This window comes from Streptomyces sp. NPDC048734 (assembly GCF_043198675.1).
Classification (GTDB): domain Bacteria; phylum Actinomycetota; class Actinomycetes; order Streptomycetales; family Streptomycetaceae; genus Streptomyces.
In genome coordinates this window covers 111,306-129,519 of record NZ_JBICUZ010000016.1, presented here as the reverse complement: position 1 = coordinate 129,519, position 18,214 = coordinate 111,306, and the positions used below count along the sequence as shown (strand labels likewise).

The 18,214-nt window shown below is 73.0% G+C and carries 14 protein-coding genes and 1 pseudogene; 7 read left to right on the top strand and 8 right to left on the bottom strand.

Features of this window, described 5'->3' with window-relative positions; all coding sequences use genetic code 11:
* Window positions 1-330: 330 nt before the first annotated feature.
* Window positions 331-1,962, top strand: a complete 1,632-nt coding sequence (locus ACGFQC_RS31055; RefSeq protein ID WP_363092002.1) for a PucR family transcriptional regulator — start codon at window positions 331-333, stop codon at window positions 1,960-1,962.
* A 178-nt stretch (window positions 1,963-2,140) separates the two neighbouring features.
* On the opposite strand, the gene ACGFQC_RS31050 is transcribed toward ACGFQC_RS31055, so the two are convergent.
* From ACGFQC_RS31050 to ACGFQC_RS31025, 6 genes are all read right to left on the bottom strand, one after another.
* On the bottom strand, window positions 2,141-3,574 hold the full coding sequence (locus ACGFQC_RS31050) for an FAD-dependent oxidoreductase (protein WP_363092001.1): 1,434 nt from the start codon (window positions 3,572-3,574) through the stop codon (window positions 2,141-2,143).
* A gap of 49 nt (window positions 3,575-3,623) precedes the next feature.
* Window positions 3,624-4,424: an ABC transporter permease gene (locus tag ACGFQC_RS31045; RefSeq protein WP_363092000.1), complete on the bottom strand. Its 801-nt coding sequence runs from the start codon at window positions 4,422-4,424 to the stop codon at window positions 3,624-3,626.
* A complete protein-coding gene (locus tag ACGFQC_RS31040) occupies window positions 4,424-5,353 on the bottom strand; it encodes an ABC transporter permease (RefSeq protein ID WP_363091999.1) in 930 nt (309 codons plus the stop codon). Before ACGFQC_RS31040 ends, ACGFQC_RS31045 begins: the two co-directional genes overlap by 1 nt.
* The gene (locus tag ACGFQC_RS31035; RefSeq protein ID WP_393288977.1) at window positions 5,353-6,543 is read right to left on the bottom strand and encodes an ABC transporter ATP-binding protein; all 1,191 of its coding nucleotides are present in this window, start codon (window positions 6,541-6,543) and stop codon (window positions 5,353-5,355) included. The genes ACGFQC_RS31040 and ACGFQC_RS31035 overlap by 1 nt, the downstream gene beginning before the upstream one ends.
* The gene (locus tag ACGFQC_RS31030) at window positions 6,509-7,756 is read right to left on the bottom strand and encodes a spermidine/putrescine ABC transporter substrate-binding protein (RefSeq protein ID WP_363091998.1); all 1,248 of its coding nucleotides are present in this window, start codon (window positions 7,754-7,756) and stop codon (window positions 6,509-6,511) included. The genes ACGFQC_RS31035 and ACGFQC_RS31030 overlap by 35 nt, the downstream gene beginning before the upstream one ends.
* Before the next feature lie 61 nt (window positions 7,757-7,817).
* Window positions 7,818-9,362 carry a gamma-aminobutyraldehyde dehydrogenase gene (locus ACGFQC_RS31025; RefSeq protein ID WP_363091997.1) on the bottom strand — a complete coding sequence of 515 codons (1,545 nt, stop codon included), beginning with the start codon at window positions 9,360-9,362 and terminating at the stop codon, window positions 7,818-7,820.
* Window positions 9,363-9,573: 211 nt separating this feature from the next.
* Here ACGFQC_RS31025 and ACGFQC_RS31020 point away from each other — a divergent pair, with 211 nt between their 5' ends.
* Window positions 9,574-10,131, top strand: a complete 558-nt coding sequence (locus tag ACGFQC_RS31020; RefSeq protein ID WP_363091996.1) for an NADAR family protein — start codon at window positions 9,574-9,576, stop codon at window positions 10,129-10,131.
* 160 nt (window positions 10,132-10,291) lie between these two features.
* Here ACGFQC_RS31020 and ACGFQC_RS31015 read toward each other — a convergent pair whose 3' ends face one another.
* On the bottom strand, window positions 10,292-11,335 hold the full coding sequence (locus ACGFQC_RS31015; protein ID WP_363091995.1) for a DUF4190 domain-containing protein: 1,044 nt from the start codon (window positions 11,333-11,335) through the stop codon (window positions 10,292-10,294).
* A gap of 342 nt (window positions 11,336-11,677) precedes the next feature.
* Between ACGFQC_RS31015 and ACGFQC_RS31010 the strand changes: the two are divergent.
* From ACGFQC_RS31010 to ACGFQC_RS31000, 3 genes and pseudogenes are all read left to right on the top strand, one after another.
* Window positions 11,678-12,804: pseudogene (locus ACGFQC_RS31010) on the top strand (adenosine deaminase); the annotation flags it as partial.
* Window positions 12,805-12,842: 38 nt separating this feature from the next.
* Complete coding sequence (locus ACGFQC_RS31005) at window positions 12,843-13,529, top strand: glycerophosphodiester phosphodiesterase (RefSeq protein WP_363091994.1); 687 nt, start codon at window positions 12,843-12,845, stop codon at window positions 13,527-13,529.
* 267 nt (window positions 13,530-13,796) lie between these two features.
* Complete coding sequence (locus ACGFQC_RS31000; protein ID WP_363092063.1) at window positions 13,797-14,960, top strand: serine hydrolase domain-containing protein; 1,164 nt, start codon at window positions 13,797-13,799, stop codon at window positions 14,958-14,960.
* Here ACGFQC_RS31000 and ACGFQC_RS30995 read toward each other — a convergent pair.
* The gene (locus ACGFQC_RS30995) at window positions 14,953-15,477 is read right to left on the bottom strand and encodes a hypothetical protein (RefSeq protein ID WP_363091993.1); all 525 of its coding nucleotides are present in this window, start codon (window positions 15,475-15,477) and stop codon (window positions 14,953-14,955) included. The genes ACGFQC_RS31000 and ACGFQC_RS30995 overlap by 8 nt on opposite strands.
* A 169-nt stretch (window positions 15,478-15,646) precedes the next feature.
* Here ACGFQC_RS30995 and ACGFQC_RS30990 point away from each other — a divergent pair, with 169 nt between their 5' ends.
* Both ACGFQC_RS30990 and ACGFQC_RS30985 read left to right on the top strand, forming a co-directional pair.
* Window positions 15,647-16,576 (top strand): hypothetical protein, encoded by a 930-nt coding sequence (locus ACGFQC_RS30990; protein ID WP_363091992.1) that lies wholly within the window; start codon window positions 15,647-15,649, stop codon window positions 16,574-16,576.
* Between the two features lie 101 nt (window positions 16,577-16,677).
* The gene (locus ACGFQC_RS30985; RefSeq protein ID WP_363091991.1) at window positions 16,678-17,961 is read left to right on the top strand and encodes an SLC13 family permease; all 1,284 of its coding nucleotides are present in this window, start codon (window positions 16,678-16,680) and stop codon (window positions 17,959-17,961) included.
* Window positions 17,962-18,214: the final 253 nt, after the last annotated feature.

The following is an 18,214-nucleotide window of genomic DNA, read 5'->3' as shown; positions in this document are numbered from 1 at the left end:
GCTGAGCGGGTCTCCGGGGCCGAGCGGGGCCGAGCGGCTGAGCGGGGCCGCGGGGCTGAGCGGGTCTCCGGGGCCGAGCGGGTCCGCCGGGGGCCGAGCGGGTCCGCGGCGCTGAGCGGGGCCGCGGCGCTGAGCGGGTCTCCGGGGTTGAGCGGGGCCGAGCGGCTGAGCGGGGCCGCAGGGCTGAGCGGGGCCGAGCAGGTCCGCGCGGCGGGAACGAGGCGCGGGACACCCCTCCAGTGAGGCAGAATCGACATGGCCCTTCGTACGGAGCGGCCAAGAGATCACCCGGTCGATCGCCCGCGCGTCCGCCTCCGACCTGAAGGTCCCATGCCCCCCACGCTTGCCTCGCTCGTCCACCACTCCGCGCTGAAGCTGACCGTGCGGGCGGGCGGGGACCGTCTGGACGTACCGGTGCGCTGGGCACACGTCAGCGAACTCGCCGACCCCGTGCCGTACATGGAGGGCGGGGAGCTGCTGCTGATCACCGCGCTGAAGCTGGACGCGGAGGACCCGGAGGCGATGCGGCGCTACGTGCGGCGGCTGGCCGGGGCCGGAGTGGTCGGACTCGGTTTCGCCGTCGGCGTCAACTACGAGGAGATCCCCCAGGCCCTCGTGGACGCGGCCGAGGAGGAGGGGCTCCCCCTGCTGGAGGTGCCCCGGCGCACGCCGTTCCTCGCCATCAGCAAGGAGGTGTCGGCGGCGATAGCGGCCGACCAGTACCGCGCGGTGACGGCCGGTTTCGCGGCCCAGCGGGAGCTGACCAGGCAGGCGCTGACGGACGGCCCGGAGGGCCTGCTCGCAGCCCTCGCCTCCCAGGTCGACGGCTGGGCCGCGCTCTACGACGCCTCGGGCGCCGTCGTCGCGAGCGCGCCGGAGTGGGCGGGACGACGGGCCGCGCGGCTCACGGCGGACGTGGAGCGGCTGCGGGAGCGCCCGGCGCCGGCCTCGGCGGTGGTCGGCGGGCCCGAGCACTCCGACCACGACGACCGGGTCGAACTGCACTCCCTGGGCACCGGCCGCCGTCCGCGGGCCGCCCTCGCGGTCGGCACGGCGTCGACGCTCGGCACGGCGGAGCGCTACGCGGTCCACTCGGCGATCGCCCTGCTGACCCTCACCACTGAACGCTCCCGCTCGTTCCAGGCGGCGGAGCAGCGGATCGGGGTGGCGGTGCTGCGCATGCTGCTGGCGGGCGAGCCGGACCACGCGCGGGCCGTCGCCGGTGACCTGTACGGGGGCCTGCTGGACGCCCCGTTCCGGGTGCTGGTGGCCGAGCCGGCGTCCGCGCGGGCCCATGCCGACGCGTCCTCGCACGCGCGCGTGCCCGGCTCCGCGGACCGGGCCGGGGACCCGCTGGGCCGGCTCGCCGAGGTCGTGGAGTCGGCGGCGGCCCGGTCCGGGGAGACCGTGCTGGTGGTGCCCGAGGGCGAGCGGCTGGTGGTGCTGGCCGCCGACGGGGGCGCGGCGGCCGCGGCCGCCGCCTCGTACGGGGCGGCGCTGGAGGACGCGCGCACGTCCGGGTCGGAGGGCGAGGAGGACGGGCTGGTCGTCGGCCTGTCCGCGCCGGCCGGTCCGATCGCCGCGGCGGCCGCGTACAAGCAGGCCGAGCAGGCGCTGTCGGTGGCGCGGCGCCGGGGCCGGGTCCTCGTGGAGCACGAGCGGCTCGCGGCGGGCTCGGTCCTGCCGCTCCTCGCGGACGACGCGGTGAAGGCCTTCGCCGACGGTCTGCTGCGGGCCCTGCGCGAGCACGACGCGACGGGCCGGGGCGACCTGGTGGCCTCGCTGCGCGCCTGGCTCTCCCGCCACGGCCAGTGGGACGCCGCGGCGGCCGACCTGGGCGTCCACCGCCACACGCTCCGCTACCGCATGCGCCGCGTGGAGGAGATCCTGGGCCGCTCCCTGGACGACCCGGACGTACGGATGGAGCTGTGGCTGGCCCTCAAGGCGACGGCACCGGACTGACCTGCCCCTCGAGCCGCAGCCCGGGGATTCCGGCCCGCTCGCCGGTGCTGTGCCGCTGCGCGGCGTGTGCACCGGGCGGGCTTCTGTGGCTTCCCGGCACCGAGAACGAATCCCGGTGGCCGCCGGGCCGCGGTGCGGGCCGCGTCGGCCGCGCGGGCGGCCGACGCCGGCGGGACCGTCAGCTGTCGAAGCCGAGCCCGAGCCGGTCCATGGTCCGCAGCCACAGGTTGCGCCGGCCGCCGTGCGTGTCCGCCCGCGCCAGCGACCACTTGGTGAGCGCGATGCCGGTCCAGGCGAACGGTTCGGGCGGGAAGGGCAGCGGCTTCCTGCGGACCATCTCCAGCGAGGTCAGCTCGGTGGGCTCGCCCGCCAGCAGGTCGAGCATCACCTCGGCGCCGAACCGGGTCGCGCCCACGCCGAGCCCGGTGTAGCCGGCGGCGTACGCCACCTTGCCGTGGTGGGCCGTGCCGAAGAAGGCCGAGAAGCGCGAGCAGGTGTCGATCGCGCCGCCCCACGCGTGCGTGAAGCGCAGCCCCTCCAGCTGGGGGAAGCAGGCGAAGAAGTGTTCGGCGAGTTTGGCGTACGTCTGCGGCCGGTCGTCGTACTCGGCGCGCACCCGGCCGCCGTACGGGTAGATCGCGTCGTAGCCGCCCCACAGCACGCGGTTGTCGGCGGAGAGCCGGAAGTAGTGGAACTGGTTGGCGCTGTCGCCGAGGCCCTGCCGGTTCTTCCAGCCGATCGCGTCGAGCTGCCCGGCGCTCAGCGGTTCCGTCATCAGCGCGTAGTCGTAGACGGGCACGGTGTAGGCGCGGACCCGTCTGACCAGGTTGGGGAAGACGTTCGTGCCGAGCGCGACCTGCCGCGCGCGGATCCGCCCGTACGGGGTGCGGACGGCCGTCCCGGCGCCGTACGGCTTCAGCGTCAGCGCGGGGGTGTGCTCGTGGACGCGGACGCCGAGGCGCAGGCACGCCCGCTTCAGGCCCCACGCGAGCTTGGCCGGGTGGAGCATGGCCACGCCGCGGCGGTCGTACAGCCCCGCCAGGAAGGTGGGGGAGGCGACCTGTTCGCGCACGGCGTCGCCGTCGAGGAACTCGATGCCCCCGGCGAGGCCCCTGCCCTCGATCTCCTCGTACCAGTCGCGCAGTTCGCGTGCCTGGTGCGGCTCGGTCGCCACGTCGATCTCGCCGGTGCGCTCGAAGTCGCAGTCGATGCCGTACCGGGCGACCGCCGCCTCGATCTCGTCGAGGTTGCGCGCGCCCAGTTCCTCGAGCCGGTGGATCTCGTCCGGCCAGCGGGCCAGTCCGTTGGCCAGGCCGTGGGTGAGGGAGGCCGCGCAGAAGCCTCCGTTGCGGCCCGAGGCGGCCCAGCCCACCTCGCGGCCCTCCAGCAGCACCACGTCCCGCTGCGGGTCGCGCTCCTTGGCGATCAGCGCGGTCCACAGTCCGCTGTACCCGCCGCCGACGACCAGCAGGTCGCAGGTCGTGGCGCCGGTGAGCGCGGGCTCGGGGCGGGGCTTGCCCGGATCCTCCAGCCAGTACGGGACCGGCCGCGCCCGTGCGAGCGATGTCGTCCAGTGATGGTCTCTGCCACGGCTCATGGCGCCAGGGGCCATGATGTCAACTCCCTACGGCGGGCTCTCGACGGGTCGGGAAGGCGCGGGCTTACGCCTTCTGCCTCTTACGGCGGTCGGTGACGACCATGGAGGTCAGCACGAGCAGGACGGCGATGAGGAACATGGCCGTGCCGACGACGTTGATCTGGACGGGCGTGCCGCGCTGCGCCGAGCCCCAGACGAACATGGGGAAGGTGACGGTCGAGCCCGCGTTGAAGTTGGTGATGATGAAGTCGTCGAAGGAGAGCGCGAAGGCGAGCAGCGCGCCCGCGGCGATCCCCGGTGCGGCGATCGGCAGGGTGACCCGCAGGAAGGTCTGCAGCGGGCCGGCGTACAGGTCCTGGGCCGCCTGTTCCAGCCTCGGGTCCATCGACATGACGCGTGCTTTGACGGCCGTCACGACGAAGCTGAGGCAGAACATGATGTGGGCGATGAGGACCGTCCAGAACCCCAGCCGCGCGCCCATGTTGAGGAACAGGGTGAGCAGCGAGGCCGCCATGACGACCTCGGGCATGGCCATGGGCAGGAAGATCAGCGAGTTCACGGCGCCGCGCGCGCGGAAGCGGTAGCGGACGAGCGCGAAGGCGATGGCCGTGCCGAGCGCGGTCGCGCCGAGTGTCGCCCAGAACGCGATCTGGAGGCTGAGCGACAGCGATCCGCACAGTCCGGAGACCCCGCACGGGTCCTTCCAGGCGTCCGTGGAGAACTGCTGCCATTCGTAGTTGAAGCGCCCCTTCGGCCTGTTGAAGGAGAAGACCGTGACGACGACGTTGGGCAGCAGCAGGTAGGCGAGCGTCAGAAGGCCCGCGATGACGACGAGGTTCCTCTTGAACCAGTTGACGAAGGGCATCAGACCAGGTCCTCCGTCCCCGCCCGGCGGATGTAGAAGGTGACCATGAGGAGGATCGCGGCCATGAGGATGAAGGAGAGGGCCGCGGCCGTCGGATAGTCCAGCACCCGCAGGAACTGCGTCTGGATGACGTTGCCGATCATGCGGGTGTCGGTGGAGCCGAGGAGTTCGGCGTTGACGTAGTCGCCGGACGCCGGGATGAAGGTCAGCAGCGTGCCGGAGACCACGCCCGGCATCGACAGCGGGAAGGTGACCTTGCGGAAGACGGTGACGGGCCTGGCGTACAGGTCGCCGGCCGCCTCGTGCAGCCGTCCGTCGATGCGCTCCAGCGAGGTGTAGAGCGGCAGGACCATGAACGGCAGGAAGTTGTACGTCAGACCGCAGACCACGGCCAGCGGTGTGGCCAGCACCCGGTCCCCCGAGGTCCAGCCGAGCCAGCTCGTCACGTCGAGCACGTGCAGCGTGTTGAGGGCGCCGACGACGGGCCCGCCGTCCGAGAGGATCGTCTTCCAGGCGAGGGTGCGGATCAGGAAGCTGGTGAAGAACGGCGCGATCACCAGGACCATGATCAGGTTGCGCCAGCGGCCCGCGCGGAAGGCGATCAGGTAGGCCAGCGGGTAGCCCAGCACCAGGCACATGACCGTGGCGGCGGCCGCGTAGAGGACCGAGCGCAGGAACTGCGGCCAGTAGTCGCCGAGCGCGTCCCAGTAGGTCGCGAAGTGCCAGGTGACCTTGTAGCCCTCTTCGAGGGAGCCCGTCTGCACGGACGTGGAGGCCTGGTAGACCATCGGCAGCGCGAAGAAGACCAGCAGCCAGAGCAGGCCGGGCAGCAGCAGCCAGTACGGCGTCCAGCGGCCCCGTCCGCGGGGCGGCCTGGTCTCGGGGGCGGTCGGCGAGAGGGGCGGTGGCGCCTCCGTGAGCGTCGCCATCAGAGCGCCGCCTCTTCCTGGACGCCGGCATCGATGTCCTGCGTCGCGTCCAGGCCGAAGGTGTGGGCGGGGCTCCAGTGCAGGACGACCTCGGCGCCGGGGACCAGCCGGGTGTCGCGGTCGACGTTCTGGACGTAGACCTCCAGCTCGGGGCAGACGGCGCTGTCGACGACGTACTGCGTGGAGACGCCGATGAACGAGCCGGCGGCGATCGTGCCGGTGACGCGGTTGCGGCCCGCCGGGATCTCGCCCGCGTCGTCGGCGTGGGTGAGGGAGATCTTCTCGGGGCGGACGCCGACCAGCACCTTGCCGCCGGTGGTGGCCGGTGCGGCGCAGCGGGCCCCGGGCAGCACGAGCTTGCCGCCGCCGGCCCTGAGCACGATGTCCTCGCCGCTCCTGGAGTCGACCTCGGCCTCGATGAGGTTGGAGGTGCCGAGGAAGTTCGCGACGAACGTGCTGCGCGGGTTCTCGTACAGGTCGGCGGGCGAGCCGAGTTGCTCGACGCGGCCCGCGTTCATCACGGCTACCGTGTCGGCCATCGTCATGGCCTCCTCCTGGTCGTGCGTGACGTGCACGAAGGTGATGCCGACCTCGGTCTGGATGCGTTTCAGCTCCAGCTGCATCTGGCGGCGCAGCTTGAGGTCGAGGGCGCCGAGGGGCTCGTCGAGGAGGAGCACCCTGGGGTGGTTGATGAGGGCGCGGGCCACGGCGACGCGCTGCTGCTGGCCGCCGGAGAGCTGGTGCGGTTTCTTGCGGGCCTGCTCGCCGAGCTGGACCAGCTCCAGCATCTCCTCGACCTGCTTCTTCACGCTCTTGATGCCGCGCCGGCGCAGGCCGAAGGCGACGTTCTCGAAGATGTCGAGGTGCGGGAAGAGGGCGTAGGACTGGAAGACGGTGTTCACGGGCCGCTTGTAGGGCGGGAGGGCGGTGACGTCCTGGTCGCCGAGGTGGACGGTCCCGGACGTGGGCTCCTCCAGGCCGGCGATCATGCGCAGGGTGGTGGTCTTGCCGCAGCCGGAGGCGCCGAGCAGGGCGAAGAAGGAGCCCTGGGGGACGGTCAGGTCGAGCGGGTGGACGGCGGTGAAGGAGCCGTAGGTCTTGCTGATGCCGGACAGGCGGACGTCGCCGCCGGCGCTGGTCGTCGTCTTCATCTCGTCACGCCCCAGTGAGCTTCGCGAACTGCGCTTCATAAGCCGTCTCTTCCTTCGCGCTCAGCGAGCGGAAGGCGTGCGACTTGGCCTGCATGGCCTTGTCGGGGATGATCAGCGGGTTGTTCGCCGCGTCCTCGTCGATCTTCGCCAGTTCGTCCTTCACGCCGTCGACGGGACAGACGTAGTTGATGTAGGCGGCGAGTTCGGCGGCCGGCCGCGGCTCGTAGTAGTAGTCGATGAGCCGCTCGGCGTTCGTCTTGTGACGTGCCTTGTTGGGGATCAGCATGTTGTCGCTGGACGTCATGTAGCCGCTGTCCGGGATCACGAAGTCGACGTCCGGGCTGTCGGCCTTGAGCTGGACGACGTCGCCGGCCCAGGCGATGCAGGCGGCGAAGTCGCCGCTGGTGATGTCCGAGGTGTAGTCGTTGCCGGTGAAGCGGCGGATCTGGCCGCTGTCGACGCCCTTCTGGAGCCGGGCGACGGCCGCCGCGTAGTCGTCGTCGGTGAACTTGCCCGGGTCCTTGCCCATGTCCAGCAGGGTCATGCCGATGCTGTCGCGCATCTCGGTGAGGAACCCGACGCGGCCCTTGAGCCTGGGGTTGTCGAGCAGGTCGGAGACGGACTTCACCTCGATGCCGTCGAGCGCCTTCTTGTTGTAGGCGATGACCGTGGAGATGCCCTGCCAGGGGTAGGAGTAGGCCCGTCCGGGGTCCCAGTCGGGGCTGCGGAACTGGCTCGACAGGTTGGCGTAGGCGTGCGGCAGGTTGGACGGGTCCAGTTTCTGGGCCCAGCCGAGGCGGATGAGGCGGGCGGCCAGCCAGTCGGTGAGGACGACGACGTCGCGGCCGGTGTCCTGGCCCGCGGCGAGCTGCGGCTTGATCTTGCCGAAGAACTCGTTGTTGTCGTTGATGTCCTCGGTGTACTTGACCTTGATCCCGGTCCGTTTCGTGAACGCGTCGAGCGTCGGGTGGTGTCTGCCCGCCTCGTCGACGTCCATGTACTCGGTCCAGTTGGAGAAGCTGACGGTCTTCTCCTTCGCCGAGTGGTCCTCGGCGGACGTGCCGCCCTCGGTCCTGCCGGCCGCGGGGATCCCGCAGGCGCTCAGCGCCCCGAGACCGCCGAGCGTCAGGGCGCCGCCCGCCGAGGCGCGCAGCAGCGACCTGCGGGTCATGGCTGCCCTGCCGCCTCGGAGACTGCGCCGTATGGCGGCCGCCTGGGGCGGGGTCAGGCGGTCTGGCTCGTACTGCTCCATGCGCGTGGTGCCCTTTCGGGAGGGTTCGGCCTGGTCGGCGGCCGGATTCGTGGCTATGTGACTACCGGTCCCCGAAGACGGTGCGGTGCCAGTCCTTGCGGACCACCGCGGTGTTGTCGAACATGACGTGCTTGATCTGGGTGTACTCCTCGAACGAGTACGCGGACATGTCCTTGCCGAAGCCGGATGCCTTGTATCCGCCGTGGGGCATCTCGCTGATGATCGGGATGTGGTCGTTGACCCACACGCATCCGGCCTTGATCTCGCGCGTCGCCCGGTTCGCCCGGTAGACGTCCCGGCTCCACGCCGAGGCGGCCAGCCCGTACGGCGTGTCGTTGGCGAGCACGATCCCTTCGTCGTCGCTGTCGAAGGGGAGCACCACGAGGACCGGCCCGAAGATCTCGGACTGGACGATCTCGCTGTCCTGCGCGGCGTCCGCGACCAGGGTGGGGAGATAGTACGCGCCGTTCTTGAGATCTCCCTGAGGAGCCTCGCCGCCGGTCACCACGCGCGCGTAGGCACGCGCCCGGTCGACGAAGGCGGCGACCCGGTCGCGCTGGACGTGCGAGACCAGCGGCCCGAGGTCGGTGCCCGCGGCGAAGGGGTCGCCGAGCCGGACGGTCTCCATGAGGGCGGCCGTCCTCTCGACGAACGCCTCGTAGAGGGGCCGCTGCACGTACGCGCGCGTGGCGGCCGTGCAGTCCTGCCCGGTGTTGATGAGCGAGCCGGCGACCGCGCCCTGCACGGCGGCGTCCAGGTCGGCGTCGTCGAAGACGACGAAGGGCGCCTTGCCGCCCAGCTCCAGGTGCAGCCGTTTCACGGTGGCGGTGGCGATCTCCGCGACGCGCCGGCCGACGGCGGTGGAGCCGGTGAAGGACGTCATGGCCACGTCGGGGTGGCCGACGAGGTGCTCGCCGGCTTCCCTCCCGGTCCCGGTGACGATGTTGATCACGCCGTCGGGGATGCCCGCCCGGGTCGCCGCCTGCGCGAAGAGGAGGCTGGTGAGCGGGGTGAGTTCGGCGGGCTTGAGCACGATCGTGTTGCCCGCGGCGATCGCCGGGAGGATCTTCCAGGCGGCCATCTGGAGGGGGTAGTTCCAGGGGGCGACGGAACCGACGACCCCGATGGGTTCGCGCCGTACGTAGGAGGTGTGGTCGCCGGAGTACTCGCCGGCCGACCGGCCCTGGAGGTGCCGGGCGGCCCCCGCGAAGAAGGCGGTGTTGTCGACGGTGCCGGGGACGTCGAACTCGCGGGTCAGTTTCAGCGGCTTGCCGCACTGGAGGGACTCGGCGCGGGCGAGGTCCTCGGCGTGTTCGGTGAGGACGGCGGCGAAGCGGTGCAGGGCGTCGGAGCGCTCGCCGGGGGTGGCACCCGCCCAGGTCGGGAAGGCGGCCCGGGCGGCGGCCACGGCCGCGTCGACGTCGTCAGCCCCGGCGAGTTCACAGGTGAGGACCTCGTCCCCGGTGGCCGGGTCGATCACGGCGTGCGTGCGGCCGGACGTGCCCGCGCGCAGGCGGCCCGCGATGTACTGGGCGCCGTCCGCGAAACGTTCCTGTGCGGGAAACCGGCCGAGTGGGTCCGGGGTGGTGCTTCCCGGGTTCTGCATGTCGCTCTCCTCCGCCTTCGCCCCGATGTCCACGGGGGCGGGTGACGTAGCTCCAGCTTGATTTGAGTGCCGATCCTGACAGAGCAAGAGGACTCCAACAAGTGATTCCGTTGTTGCCTTTTGGTTACGCGACGGAATCTGTCGACCAGGTGTCGAGTCGGGCCGGAAAAGGCGAGACGCCCTGTCAGTGGCGCGTGCCACAGTGGAATGCATGGCGAAGATCGATTCCCGGGAAGCCCTGGTCAGGGAGGTCCGGACGGGGGCGAGAATCAAGTATCTGCACTTCTGGGGCCACCGCTCGCGGCCCGACGGACAGGTGGGCGCGAGCTGCCTGAGCCAGTGGTGGCCGTCCCCGTTCACCGTGGCCGGCGTGGAGTACCGCACGGCCGAGCACTGGATGATGGCCGGCAAGGCACGCCTGTTCGGCGACGCGGAGGCGGAGCGGCGGGCGCTGGCCGCCGACCACCCCTCCGAGGCGAAGAAGGCCGGGCGGGCGGTGCGCGGCTTCGACGAGGCGGTCTGGGAGCGGGAGCGGTTCCGGATCGTGGTCGAGGGCGGCGTCCACAAGTTCGGTGCGGACCCGAAGCTGCGGGGTTACCTGCTGGGCACGGGCGAGCGGGTGCTGGTGGAGGCGAGCCCCGTGGACCGCGTCTGGGGCATCGGCCTCGCCGCGGACGACAAGGCGGCGTGGGACCCGGAGCGCTGGAGGGGCCTCAACCTGCTGGGCTTCGCGCTGATGGAGGCGAGGCTGCGGCTGCGAGGGGCTTGAGAGGGGCGGTGCGGGGCGGTGCGGGCCGTGGCGGTGCAGGCCCGGGGCGGTGCGGGCCCGGGGCGGTGCGGGCCCGGGGCGGTGCGGGCCCGGGGCGGGCCGTGGCGGTGCAGGCCCGGGGCGGGCCGGGGCGGTGCGGGCCGGGGCGGTGCGGGCGACCTTACGGCGCCACGATGATCAGTACGGCCAGGCCCATCCCGAGGGCCAGTCCGGTGGCCCCGCAGATGATGCCGGCCAGGGCCTGACCCGGGTTCGTGGCCTCGCCCCGGTTGGCCTTGCTCCTGCCGATCAGTCCGAAGATCAGGGCGAGGACGCCCACGACGATCGCGATCGGCCAGAGGCAGAAGCCCACGGCGGCGACGATGCCGAGGACCATCGCCGTGATCCCCATGCCGTTGCTCGGGGCCGGCTGCACGCCGGGCCACCCGTAGTGGCCGGGGGTGCCGCCGTGGCTCGGAACGCCGCCGTAGCCGGGACCGCCGCCGTGGCTCGGGGTGACGCCGTAGCCGGGCGGGCCCGGGTGGCCGTAGCCGCCGGGATAGCCGTACGGCACCTGTCCGGGGCCGTCGGGGGATATCGGCGGCGGCGGCACCGCACCGTCGGCGGGCGGGGCGAAGGGGCTGGGACCACTCACCGAGCCGGGCGACACGGTACCGGGAAGGGGCGGCGGGAAGGACGCGAACGAGGCGTCGCCCTGCGGGGTGCCGGCCGCGGGGGTCGGCGTCACGCCGGGCAGCGAGGTCACCGTCTGCTGGTCGTGGACGGAGGACGGCGCGAGGTCCTGCGGTGCGGGCACCTCGCCGGCGGCGATGGTGACGCCGGAGTCGTGGTCCGGAGCCGGGGCGGGAGCGGGCCAGTGGTCGGCCGCGAGGGCGGGGCCGGTGGAGGCCCGCGCGTCCTGCGGGGCGGGAGCGGGCCAGTGGTCGGCCGCGAGGGCGGGGCCGGTGGAGGCCCGCGCGTCCTGCGGGGCGGGCTCCGCCCCGTCCCGGGCGGAGGCGCCGGACGCTGCCGTGGTTGCCGCGGCCGGGCCGCCGGACGCACTCCCCGCGTCCGACGCGGCCGGCTTGTCCAGGGGTACGTGGGCGTACTGCGGCCCTTCCGTTCCGTCGGGCACGGAGCCGGGCGCGGCCCACGGGTCGTGGGACGGGTTGCCGACCGGACCACCGGGTGCGTCGTCGGACATGCGCGGGACCCCCTCTGTCATGCGTCCCGCAATGCTAGGGCCTGTCCGGCGCCGCCCCTCGGCCGGCCGGGGGGCGGGGCAGGAGGGACAGGGGGCGGGGCAGGCGGGGGCAGGCGGGCAACGGTCGGTCCGGCCGCGAGACCGGACCCCCGGGGTACGGGCGCCGACGGCCCAGCGCCTGAGGCTCCAGCGCCTCGATGCACAGCACTTCGAGCCACGGTGCCTGACACCACAGGACCTGACACCACAGGACCGACAGCACAGGACCTGACACCACAGGACCTGACAGCACAGGACCCGACGCCGCGGGCCCGCCCGGGCCGGTGGCCCGCCCTCGTCCGTCGACGCCCTCGTTCCTCCCCCGAAACGTCCGCCTACGATGATGCCGTCTCACCGATCAGCCGATCACCCGCACCCCGCCCGGCCCGCGTGGCCCGGGGTGCCGTCCCGGGGAGGACCCCTTGACCCTGAACGCCTTCGTCGCCGGCCTGCCCAAGGCCGAACTGCACGTCCATCACGTCGGATCGGCCTCCCCGCGGATCGTCTCCGAACTCGCCGCCCGCCACCCCGACTCCAAGGTCCCCACCGACCCGGAGGCGCTGGCCGACTACTTCACGTTCACCGACTTCGCGCACTTCATCGACGTCTACCTCTCGGTCGTGGACCTGGTCCGCACCCCTGAGGACGTGCGGCTGCTGACGTACGAGGTGGCCCGCGACCTGGCCCGCCAGCAGGTGCGCTACGCCGAGCTGACCATCACCCCCTTCTCATCCACCCGCCGCGGCATCGACGAGCGTGCCTTCATGGACGCGATCGAGGACGCCCGCAAGGCGGCCGAGGCGGAGTTCGGCACGCTCCTGCGCTGGTGCTTCGACATCCCCGGCGAGGCCGGCCTGGAGGCCGCCGAGGAGACGACGCGACTGGCCACCGACGACCGGCTGCGCCCCGAGGGACTGGTCTCCTTCGGCCTCGGCGGGCCCGAGATCGGCGTACCTCGCCCGCAGTTCAAGCCCTACTTCGACCGGGCCATCGCGGCCGGACTGCGGTCCGTGCCGCACGCCGGGGAGACCACCGGACCGGAGACGGTGTGGGACGCCCTGACCCATCTGCGTGCCGAGCGCATCGGGCACGGCACCAGTTCCGCGCGGGACGAGAAGCTCCTCGCCCACCTCGCCGAGCACCGCGTCGCGCTCGAGGTGTGCCCGACGTCCAACATCGCCACCCGCGCGGTCCGCACCCTCGACGAGCACCCGCTGCGGGACTTCGTCGCGGCGGGCGTCCTGGTGACGATCAACTCCGACGACCCCCCCATGTTCGGCACCGACCTGAACAGCGAGTACGGCGTCGCCGCCCGCCTCCTCGACCTGGACGAGCGCGGGCTGGCCGGCCTCGCGAAGAACGCCGTCGAGGCGTCCTTCCTCGACGGGCCCGGCAAGGCGCGGATCGCCGCCGAGATCGACAGCTACACCACGGAGTGGCTCGCCCCCTGACGGCCGCCCCGCTCCCCGGCCCCCACCACAATGGGCCCATGCAGACCGTGACTGCCGTGGCCCACCGCGGCGACCCCTACCGCGTCCGTGAGAACACCCTCGACTCGCTGCGTTCCGCGCTCGACCGGGGCGCGGACGCCGTCGAGATCGACGTACGGCTCACCCGGGACGGTGTGCCCGTGCTGCTGCACGACGAGACGCTGAAGCGGCTGTGGGAGCGGGACCGGCCGCTGCAGTCGCTGTCGGCGGCAGAGGTGCGCGGCCTGACGGAGGGCGGGGTGCCGACGCTGGCGGAGGCGCTGGCGGCGACCGAGGGAAGCCGGGTGATGATCGACCTGCCGGGCGCCCGGGAGGTGCGGACGGCGCGCCGGGTGGTGAACGCCGTCCGCGAGGCCGGGGCGGCGGAGCGCGTCTACTACTGCGCCGGTGCCACCGCGATGCTCGCCGTACGGGCCGCCGACCCGTCCGCCGAGATCGCCCTGACCTGCACGAGCCTGGCACCGCCGCGGCCCGCGCTGCTGGCGGCGGTCGAGCCCCGCTGGCTCAACTACCGCTTCCCCCTGGTCGACCGCGACCTGGCCGCCCGGATCCACCGGGACGGCCGGCTGCTGTCCGTGTGGACCCCGGACACCCGCCGCTCCATGCGCCGGCTCATCGACCTCGGCGTCGACTCGATCACCACCAACCGCATCGACGTCCTGCGCGCCCTCCGCGACGAGGGCTGACCGACGGCGGGAACGTGCAGACGGCGGGCGGACCGGCTGCGGGAGCGAGCCGACAGCGGGAACGTGCCGACGGCGGACGGACCGGCTGCGGGAGCGAGCCGACAGCGGGAACCCTTAGGGGCGGCCCCCGACAACACCCCTGTCACATCGGCCACTTGCTCCGGGACAGTCCGGGGTCGGACACCCTCCCAGGTGACGATCCGGCCGCCGCCGGAAGGACGCAGGATGAGCACGCATCCGACGCCGATCTCCCAGGAGCCTCCCCGCATGCGCGCTCGCCGCCGTACCGTCGCCCTCGCCGCCTCCCTGGTGCTCGCCCTCGGGGCGGGCCCGCTGGCGGTCCCCGCCTTCGCCTCGCCCCCTCCGGCCGCTTCCGCCCCGGCCGAGCCGCATCGCGACGGCCCCGACGCGCGGGCCCTGCGCGAGGCGGTCGCCGGGCTGCCGGACGCGGACGCGACGGCGGCCCTGGTCCGGGTCGGCGGCACCGACGGTACCTGGCGGGGCAGCGCCGGCGTGCACGACCTGGCGAGCGGCCGTCCCGCCGACCCGCACGCCCGTTTCCGGGCCGGCTCGGTGACGAAGGTGGTGACCGCGGCGGCCGTGCTGAAGCTCGCGGCGCGCGGTGAGACAGACCTGGACCGGCCCGTCCAGCACTATCTGCCCGGTCTCCTCGGCGGGGACTTCCGGCCGGTCACCGTACGGCAGTTGCTGAACCACACCAGCGGCATCCCGGCCGGCGACGGTCTCGGCGACACCTTCGCCGAGCTGTACGCCCACCGCTTCGACACGCTCACCCCGCAGGCCGTCGTGGCGTCGGCGGCGGCGAAGGGACCGGAGTTCCGGCCCGGCCGGAAGCAGCACTACCTCAACATCAACTACACGATCCTCGGCCTGCTGATCGAGAAGGTGACCGGACGGCCGTACGCCTCCGCGGCCACCGCACTGGTGCTGGCGCCCGCCGGGATGCGCGACACGTACTTCCCCGGCACCGACCCGCACATCGCCGGCCCGCACAACCACGGCTATCAGGCCGTCAGGAAGGCCGACGGGACGACCGACCTCGTCGACGTCACCGAGTGGAACCAGGCGGACCGGTTCGCGGCCGGGGACATGATCTCCACGACCGCGGACCTGGAGCGCCTGCTCACCTCGCTGTTCGGGGGGCGAATCGTGCCGCGGCCCCAACTGCGCGAGATGTTCACGCTGCCGGCGCGTGTCGAGGGCGCCACCTACAGCGCCGGGCTCCAGCGGTTCGAGCACGGCGGCCGGGTCTACTGGCTCAAGACGGGCGGCCGGTACGGCTACAACGCGATCGTCGCCGGGACCCGGGACCTGGACCGGACCCTGGTCTACTCGGTCAACACGACGGACGCGAAGGGCGAGGGGATGAACCCGGTGGCCGAGCGCATAGCCCTCGCCGCCCTCAAGTAGTCGCCGGAGCCCAGGTGCCGGGGGCGGTGAGCGCCTCCAGCCGCTTGATCTTCCGCCGCACGACGTACAGGGGGATCACGCCGAAGACGCCGAACGACATGTCCAGCACGCTCCACCACAGGGGGATGCCGCGGATCGGCCCGCAGACCAGGGCCAGCGGGATGATCCCGGCGCAGGCGATCATCGCGAACTCGACGACCCAGACGTTGCGGACCGGGTCCCGGTAGGGGCCGTAGAAGGCGACCGCGATGACCAGGTGCGCGAAGGCCAGCCAGTCGGTGCCGTAGAGCACGAAGGGGTACTCGGCGTCGACGACGTCGAGCCCTTGCCGCACCCGCACGATCCAGTCCATGAGGGCGGGGAGGTGCTCGGGCACGGACAGGGCCCGCAACAGGTCCTCGGTCCAGCGCAGTTCGTGCACGAGGGGGAAGGCCGTGGCGCCGCTGAGCACCAGGCAGACGACGAAGAAGACAAGCCAGGCTCGGATGCCCCGGAGAAGGGCGGCTCTGTCACTCATGCGGGCAGCGTACGCCCACGAGTTGAACATGTTCAAAACAGGGTCGACACCCACCGCGCCGTCGAATCCACCCCCCTTCCTCTCATACCCGGAGGGGGTATAAACTGACCCATGCATACCCCCCATGGGTATACACGGCAGGTGAAGAGAGACGAGTCGGGAGCCCGATATGAACCCCCTGCAGAAGATCGGCGCGTTCACGGCGGCACTGGCCGCGGCCTTCGGCGCCGCCTACGGGGTCGGCACGGCACTCGGCCCGGCCGGCCCGGAGACGACGGCCGCCGGACACACCGGGAGCCCCAGCTCGGAGCCGGCCGCGAAGCCCCCGGCCGGGAACCTCCTGCCGGCCGGCCTCCAGGTCTCCCAGGACGGCTACTCCCTGGACCTGGAGACCACCGCCGTACCGGCGGGGAAGAGCAGCCTGCGCTTCGTCGTCCGGGACGCCGACGGCGCCCCCGTGACCCGCTACGAGACGGACCACGGCAAGCAGTTGCACCTGATCGTCGCCTCACGCGAGCTGACGACGTACCGCCATCTGCATCCCGTCCGGGCCGCCGACGGCACCTGGAGCACACCGGTGGACCTGCCCGCCGCGGGCGGCTACCGCGTCTTCGCGGACTTCGTGCCGGCCGGCGGGAGCGAGGGCCTCACCCTCGGCTCCGACCTGTCGGTCACCGGGCCGTACCGGGCGAGCCGGGCGCCCGCGCCCGCGGCGACCGTCACCGTCGACGGCTACACCGTCGCCCTGGAGGGCACCCTCGCCGCGGGTGGCGAGAGCGACCTGGCCTTCACCGTCCGCCGGGACGGACGGCCGGTCACCGACCTGGAGCCCTACCTCGGCGCCTACGGCCACCTGGTCGCCCTGCGCTCCGGCGACCTGGCCTACCTGCACGTCCACCCGCACGAGGAGGCCGAGGGCGAGAAGACCTCCGGGCCCGAGGTGTCGTTCGCGGCCACCGCACCCAGCGCCGGCACCTACCGGCTGTTCCTCGACTTCAAGGTCGACGGGACGGTCCGCACCGCGGCGTTCACGGTACGGACGGGCGCCGCACCGGCACCCGAGACCGGCACCCACGAGGAGACCCCGCACGGCCACTGAGCCCGCTCGGCGGTTCCCCCTGCGTCACCCTCGGCCGTGAGCCCGCCCGCCGCCAGGGACTCCCGACAACGGCGGGGCACAGATGTGCGACCCTTTCGGGCGTGATTGTCCTGCGCCGTCTTCATGCACTGGACCGGGTGGCGATCGGCCTCCTCGCGACCGGACTGGTCTGCGTGGCCACGGGGCTGCTCCCGACCGGCCCGGCCTCGGACGCGATGACCCGTGTCGCCCCACTGGTGGCGTTCCTCGGCACGGTGATCGTGCTCGCCGAACTGACCAGCCGCGCCGAGGTCTTCGACGTGGTCGCGGCCCGCATCGCCCGCGCCGGCCGGGGCCGGTACCCGCTCCTCTTCCTGCTCTGCGTGGCGTTCGCCTCCGTCACCACCATCGCCCTGAACCTCGACACCACGGCGGTCCTCCTCACCCCGGTGATGCTGGCGATGGCCGCCCGCGTCGGCATCGCGGCCCTCCCCCTGGCGATGACCACGGTCTGGTTGGCCAACACGGCGAGCCTGCTGCTGCCCGTCTCCAACCTGACGAACCTGCTGGCGGCGGACCGGGTCGCACTGTCCCCGCTGGGGCTGGCGGGCCGCATGTGGGCCCCGCAGCTCGCGGCGCTCGCGGTGACGGCGGCCTGCCTGTGGGGGTTCTACTGGCGGCGGGGACGGCGGGGCGCGCCGGGACCCGGCGGGACGGCCCCGGGCACCGGTCCGGGCGCGGCGCTCGCGGCGGACGTGCGGCCCAAGGCCCGTCCGGACGCGCGGGGCGCGGACCGTTACGTGCCGCCCGGTCCGCACCGGCCCGCCGACCCGGTGCTGTTCCGCGCCTGTGCGCTGGCCTGCGGCGGGTTCCTGCTGGCGATCCTGGTCGCGGACGTGGAGCTGTGGCCGGCCTCGGCGACGGCCGCCGTGGTCGTCGTCGTGGCCTTCGCGGTACGCGACCGCGCCGCGCTGCGGCTCTCCCTGATCCCGTGGCGGCTGCTGGTCATGGTCCCCGGCATGTTCCTGGTCGTGGAGACCGTCAACGCCCACGGCCTGCACACCCTGCTGGCCTCCGCGATCGGTGACGACGGCGGCCTCGCGGGCATGTTCCGCGCGGCGGCGGTCGGCGCGGGCCTGTCCAACGTCCTCAACAACCTCCCCGTCTACCTGGCGGGCGAGGCGGCCGTGCCCCTGGCCAACCACGACCAGCTGCTGGCCCTGCTGGTCGGCACCAACGCCGGCCCGCTGATCACCCCGTGGGCCTCCCTGGCGACCCTGCTCTGGTACGAACGCTGCCACGCCCACGGCGTGCGGGTGCCGCCGGCCCGCCTGATGGGAACGGGGGCGGTCCTCACGGTGGCGGCGGTGACGGCGTCGGTGGCGGCGCTGGCGATCACGCGCTGAGGGACACCGGGTGGCCCGCTCTCCGGCCGACTGCCGCCCGCCGGCGCCGTGCCGCGGCCGGGGCCGGCACCCCCGCCCGACCCCGGGCGCACGCCTCCGTCACGGGCACCGCACCCGCCCGCCCCTCCCCCGGGGCGGCCTTCGGAGCGGGAGGGACGGTCCGGCTGCGGCTGCGGCTGCGGCTGCGGTTGCGGAAACGACGGGAGCGATGGGAGCGATGGGAGCGACGGTCCGGCCGACGGCTGCGGTACGG

Bases quoted from the DNA above. Each gene is read 5' to 3' on its own strand.
- ACGFQC_RS31055 (WP_363092002.1), top strand. From the start codon at position 331: ATGCCCCCCACGCTTGCCTCGCTCGTCCACCACTCCGCGCTGAAGCTG.
- ACGFQC_RS31050 (WP_363092001.1), bottom strand. From the start codon at position 3,574: ATGGCCCCTGGCGCCATGAGCCGTGGCAGAGACCATCACTGGACGACA.
- ACGFQC_RS31045 (WP_363092000.1), bottom strand. From the start codon at position 4,424: ATGCCCTTCGTCAACTGGTTCAAGAGGAACCTCGTCGTCATCGCGGGC.
- ACGFQC_RS31040 (WP_363091999.1), bottom strand. From the start codon at position 5,353: ATGGCGACGCTCACGGAGGCGCCACCGCCCCTCTCGCCGACCGCCCCC.
- ACGFQC_RS31035 (WP_393288977.1), bottom strand. From the start codon at position 6,543: ATGAAGCGCAGTTCGCGAAGCTCACTGGGGCGTGACGAGATGAAGACG.
- ACGFQC_RS31030 (WP_363091998.1), bottom strand. From the start codon at position 7,756: ATGGAGCAGTACGAGCCAGACCGCCTGACCCCGCCCCAGGCGGCCGCC.
- ACGFQC_RS31025 (WP_363091997.1), bottom strand. From the start codon at position 9,362: ATGCAGAACCCGGGAAGCACCACCCCGGACCCACTCGGCCGGTTTCCC.
- ACGFQC_RS31020 (WP_363091996.1), top strand. From the start codon at position 9,574: ATGGCGAAGATCGATTCCCGGGAAGCCCTGGTCAGGGAGGTCCGGACG.
- ACGFQC_RS31015 (WP_363091995.1), bottom strand. From the start codon at position 11,335: ATGACAGAGGGGGTCCCGCGCATGTCCGACGACGCACCCGGTGGTCCG.
- ACGFQC_RS31005 (WP_363091994.1), top strand. From the start codon at position 12,843: ATGCAGACCGTGACTGCCGTGGCCCACCGCGGCGACCCCTACCGCGTC.
- ACGFQC_RS31000 (WP_363092063.1), top strand. From the start codon at position 13,797: ATGCGCGCTCGCCGCCGTACCGTCGCCCTCGCCGCCTCCCTGGTGCTC.
- ACGFQC_RS30995 (WP_363091993.1), bottom strand. From the start codon at position 15,477: ATGAGTGACAGAGCCGCCCTTCTCCGGGGCATCCGAGCCTGGCTTGTC.
- ACGFQC_RS30990 (WP_363091992.1), top strand. From the start codon at position 15,647: ATGAACCCCCTGCAGAAGATCGGCGCGTTCACGGCGGCACTGGCCGCG.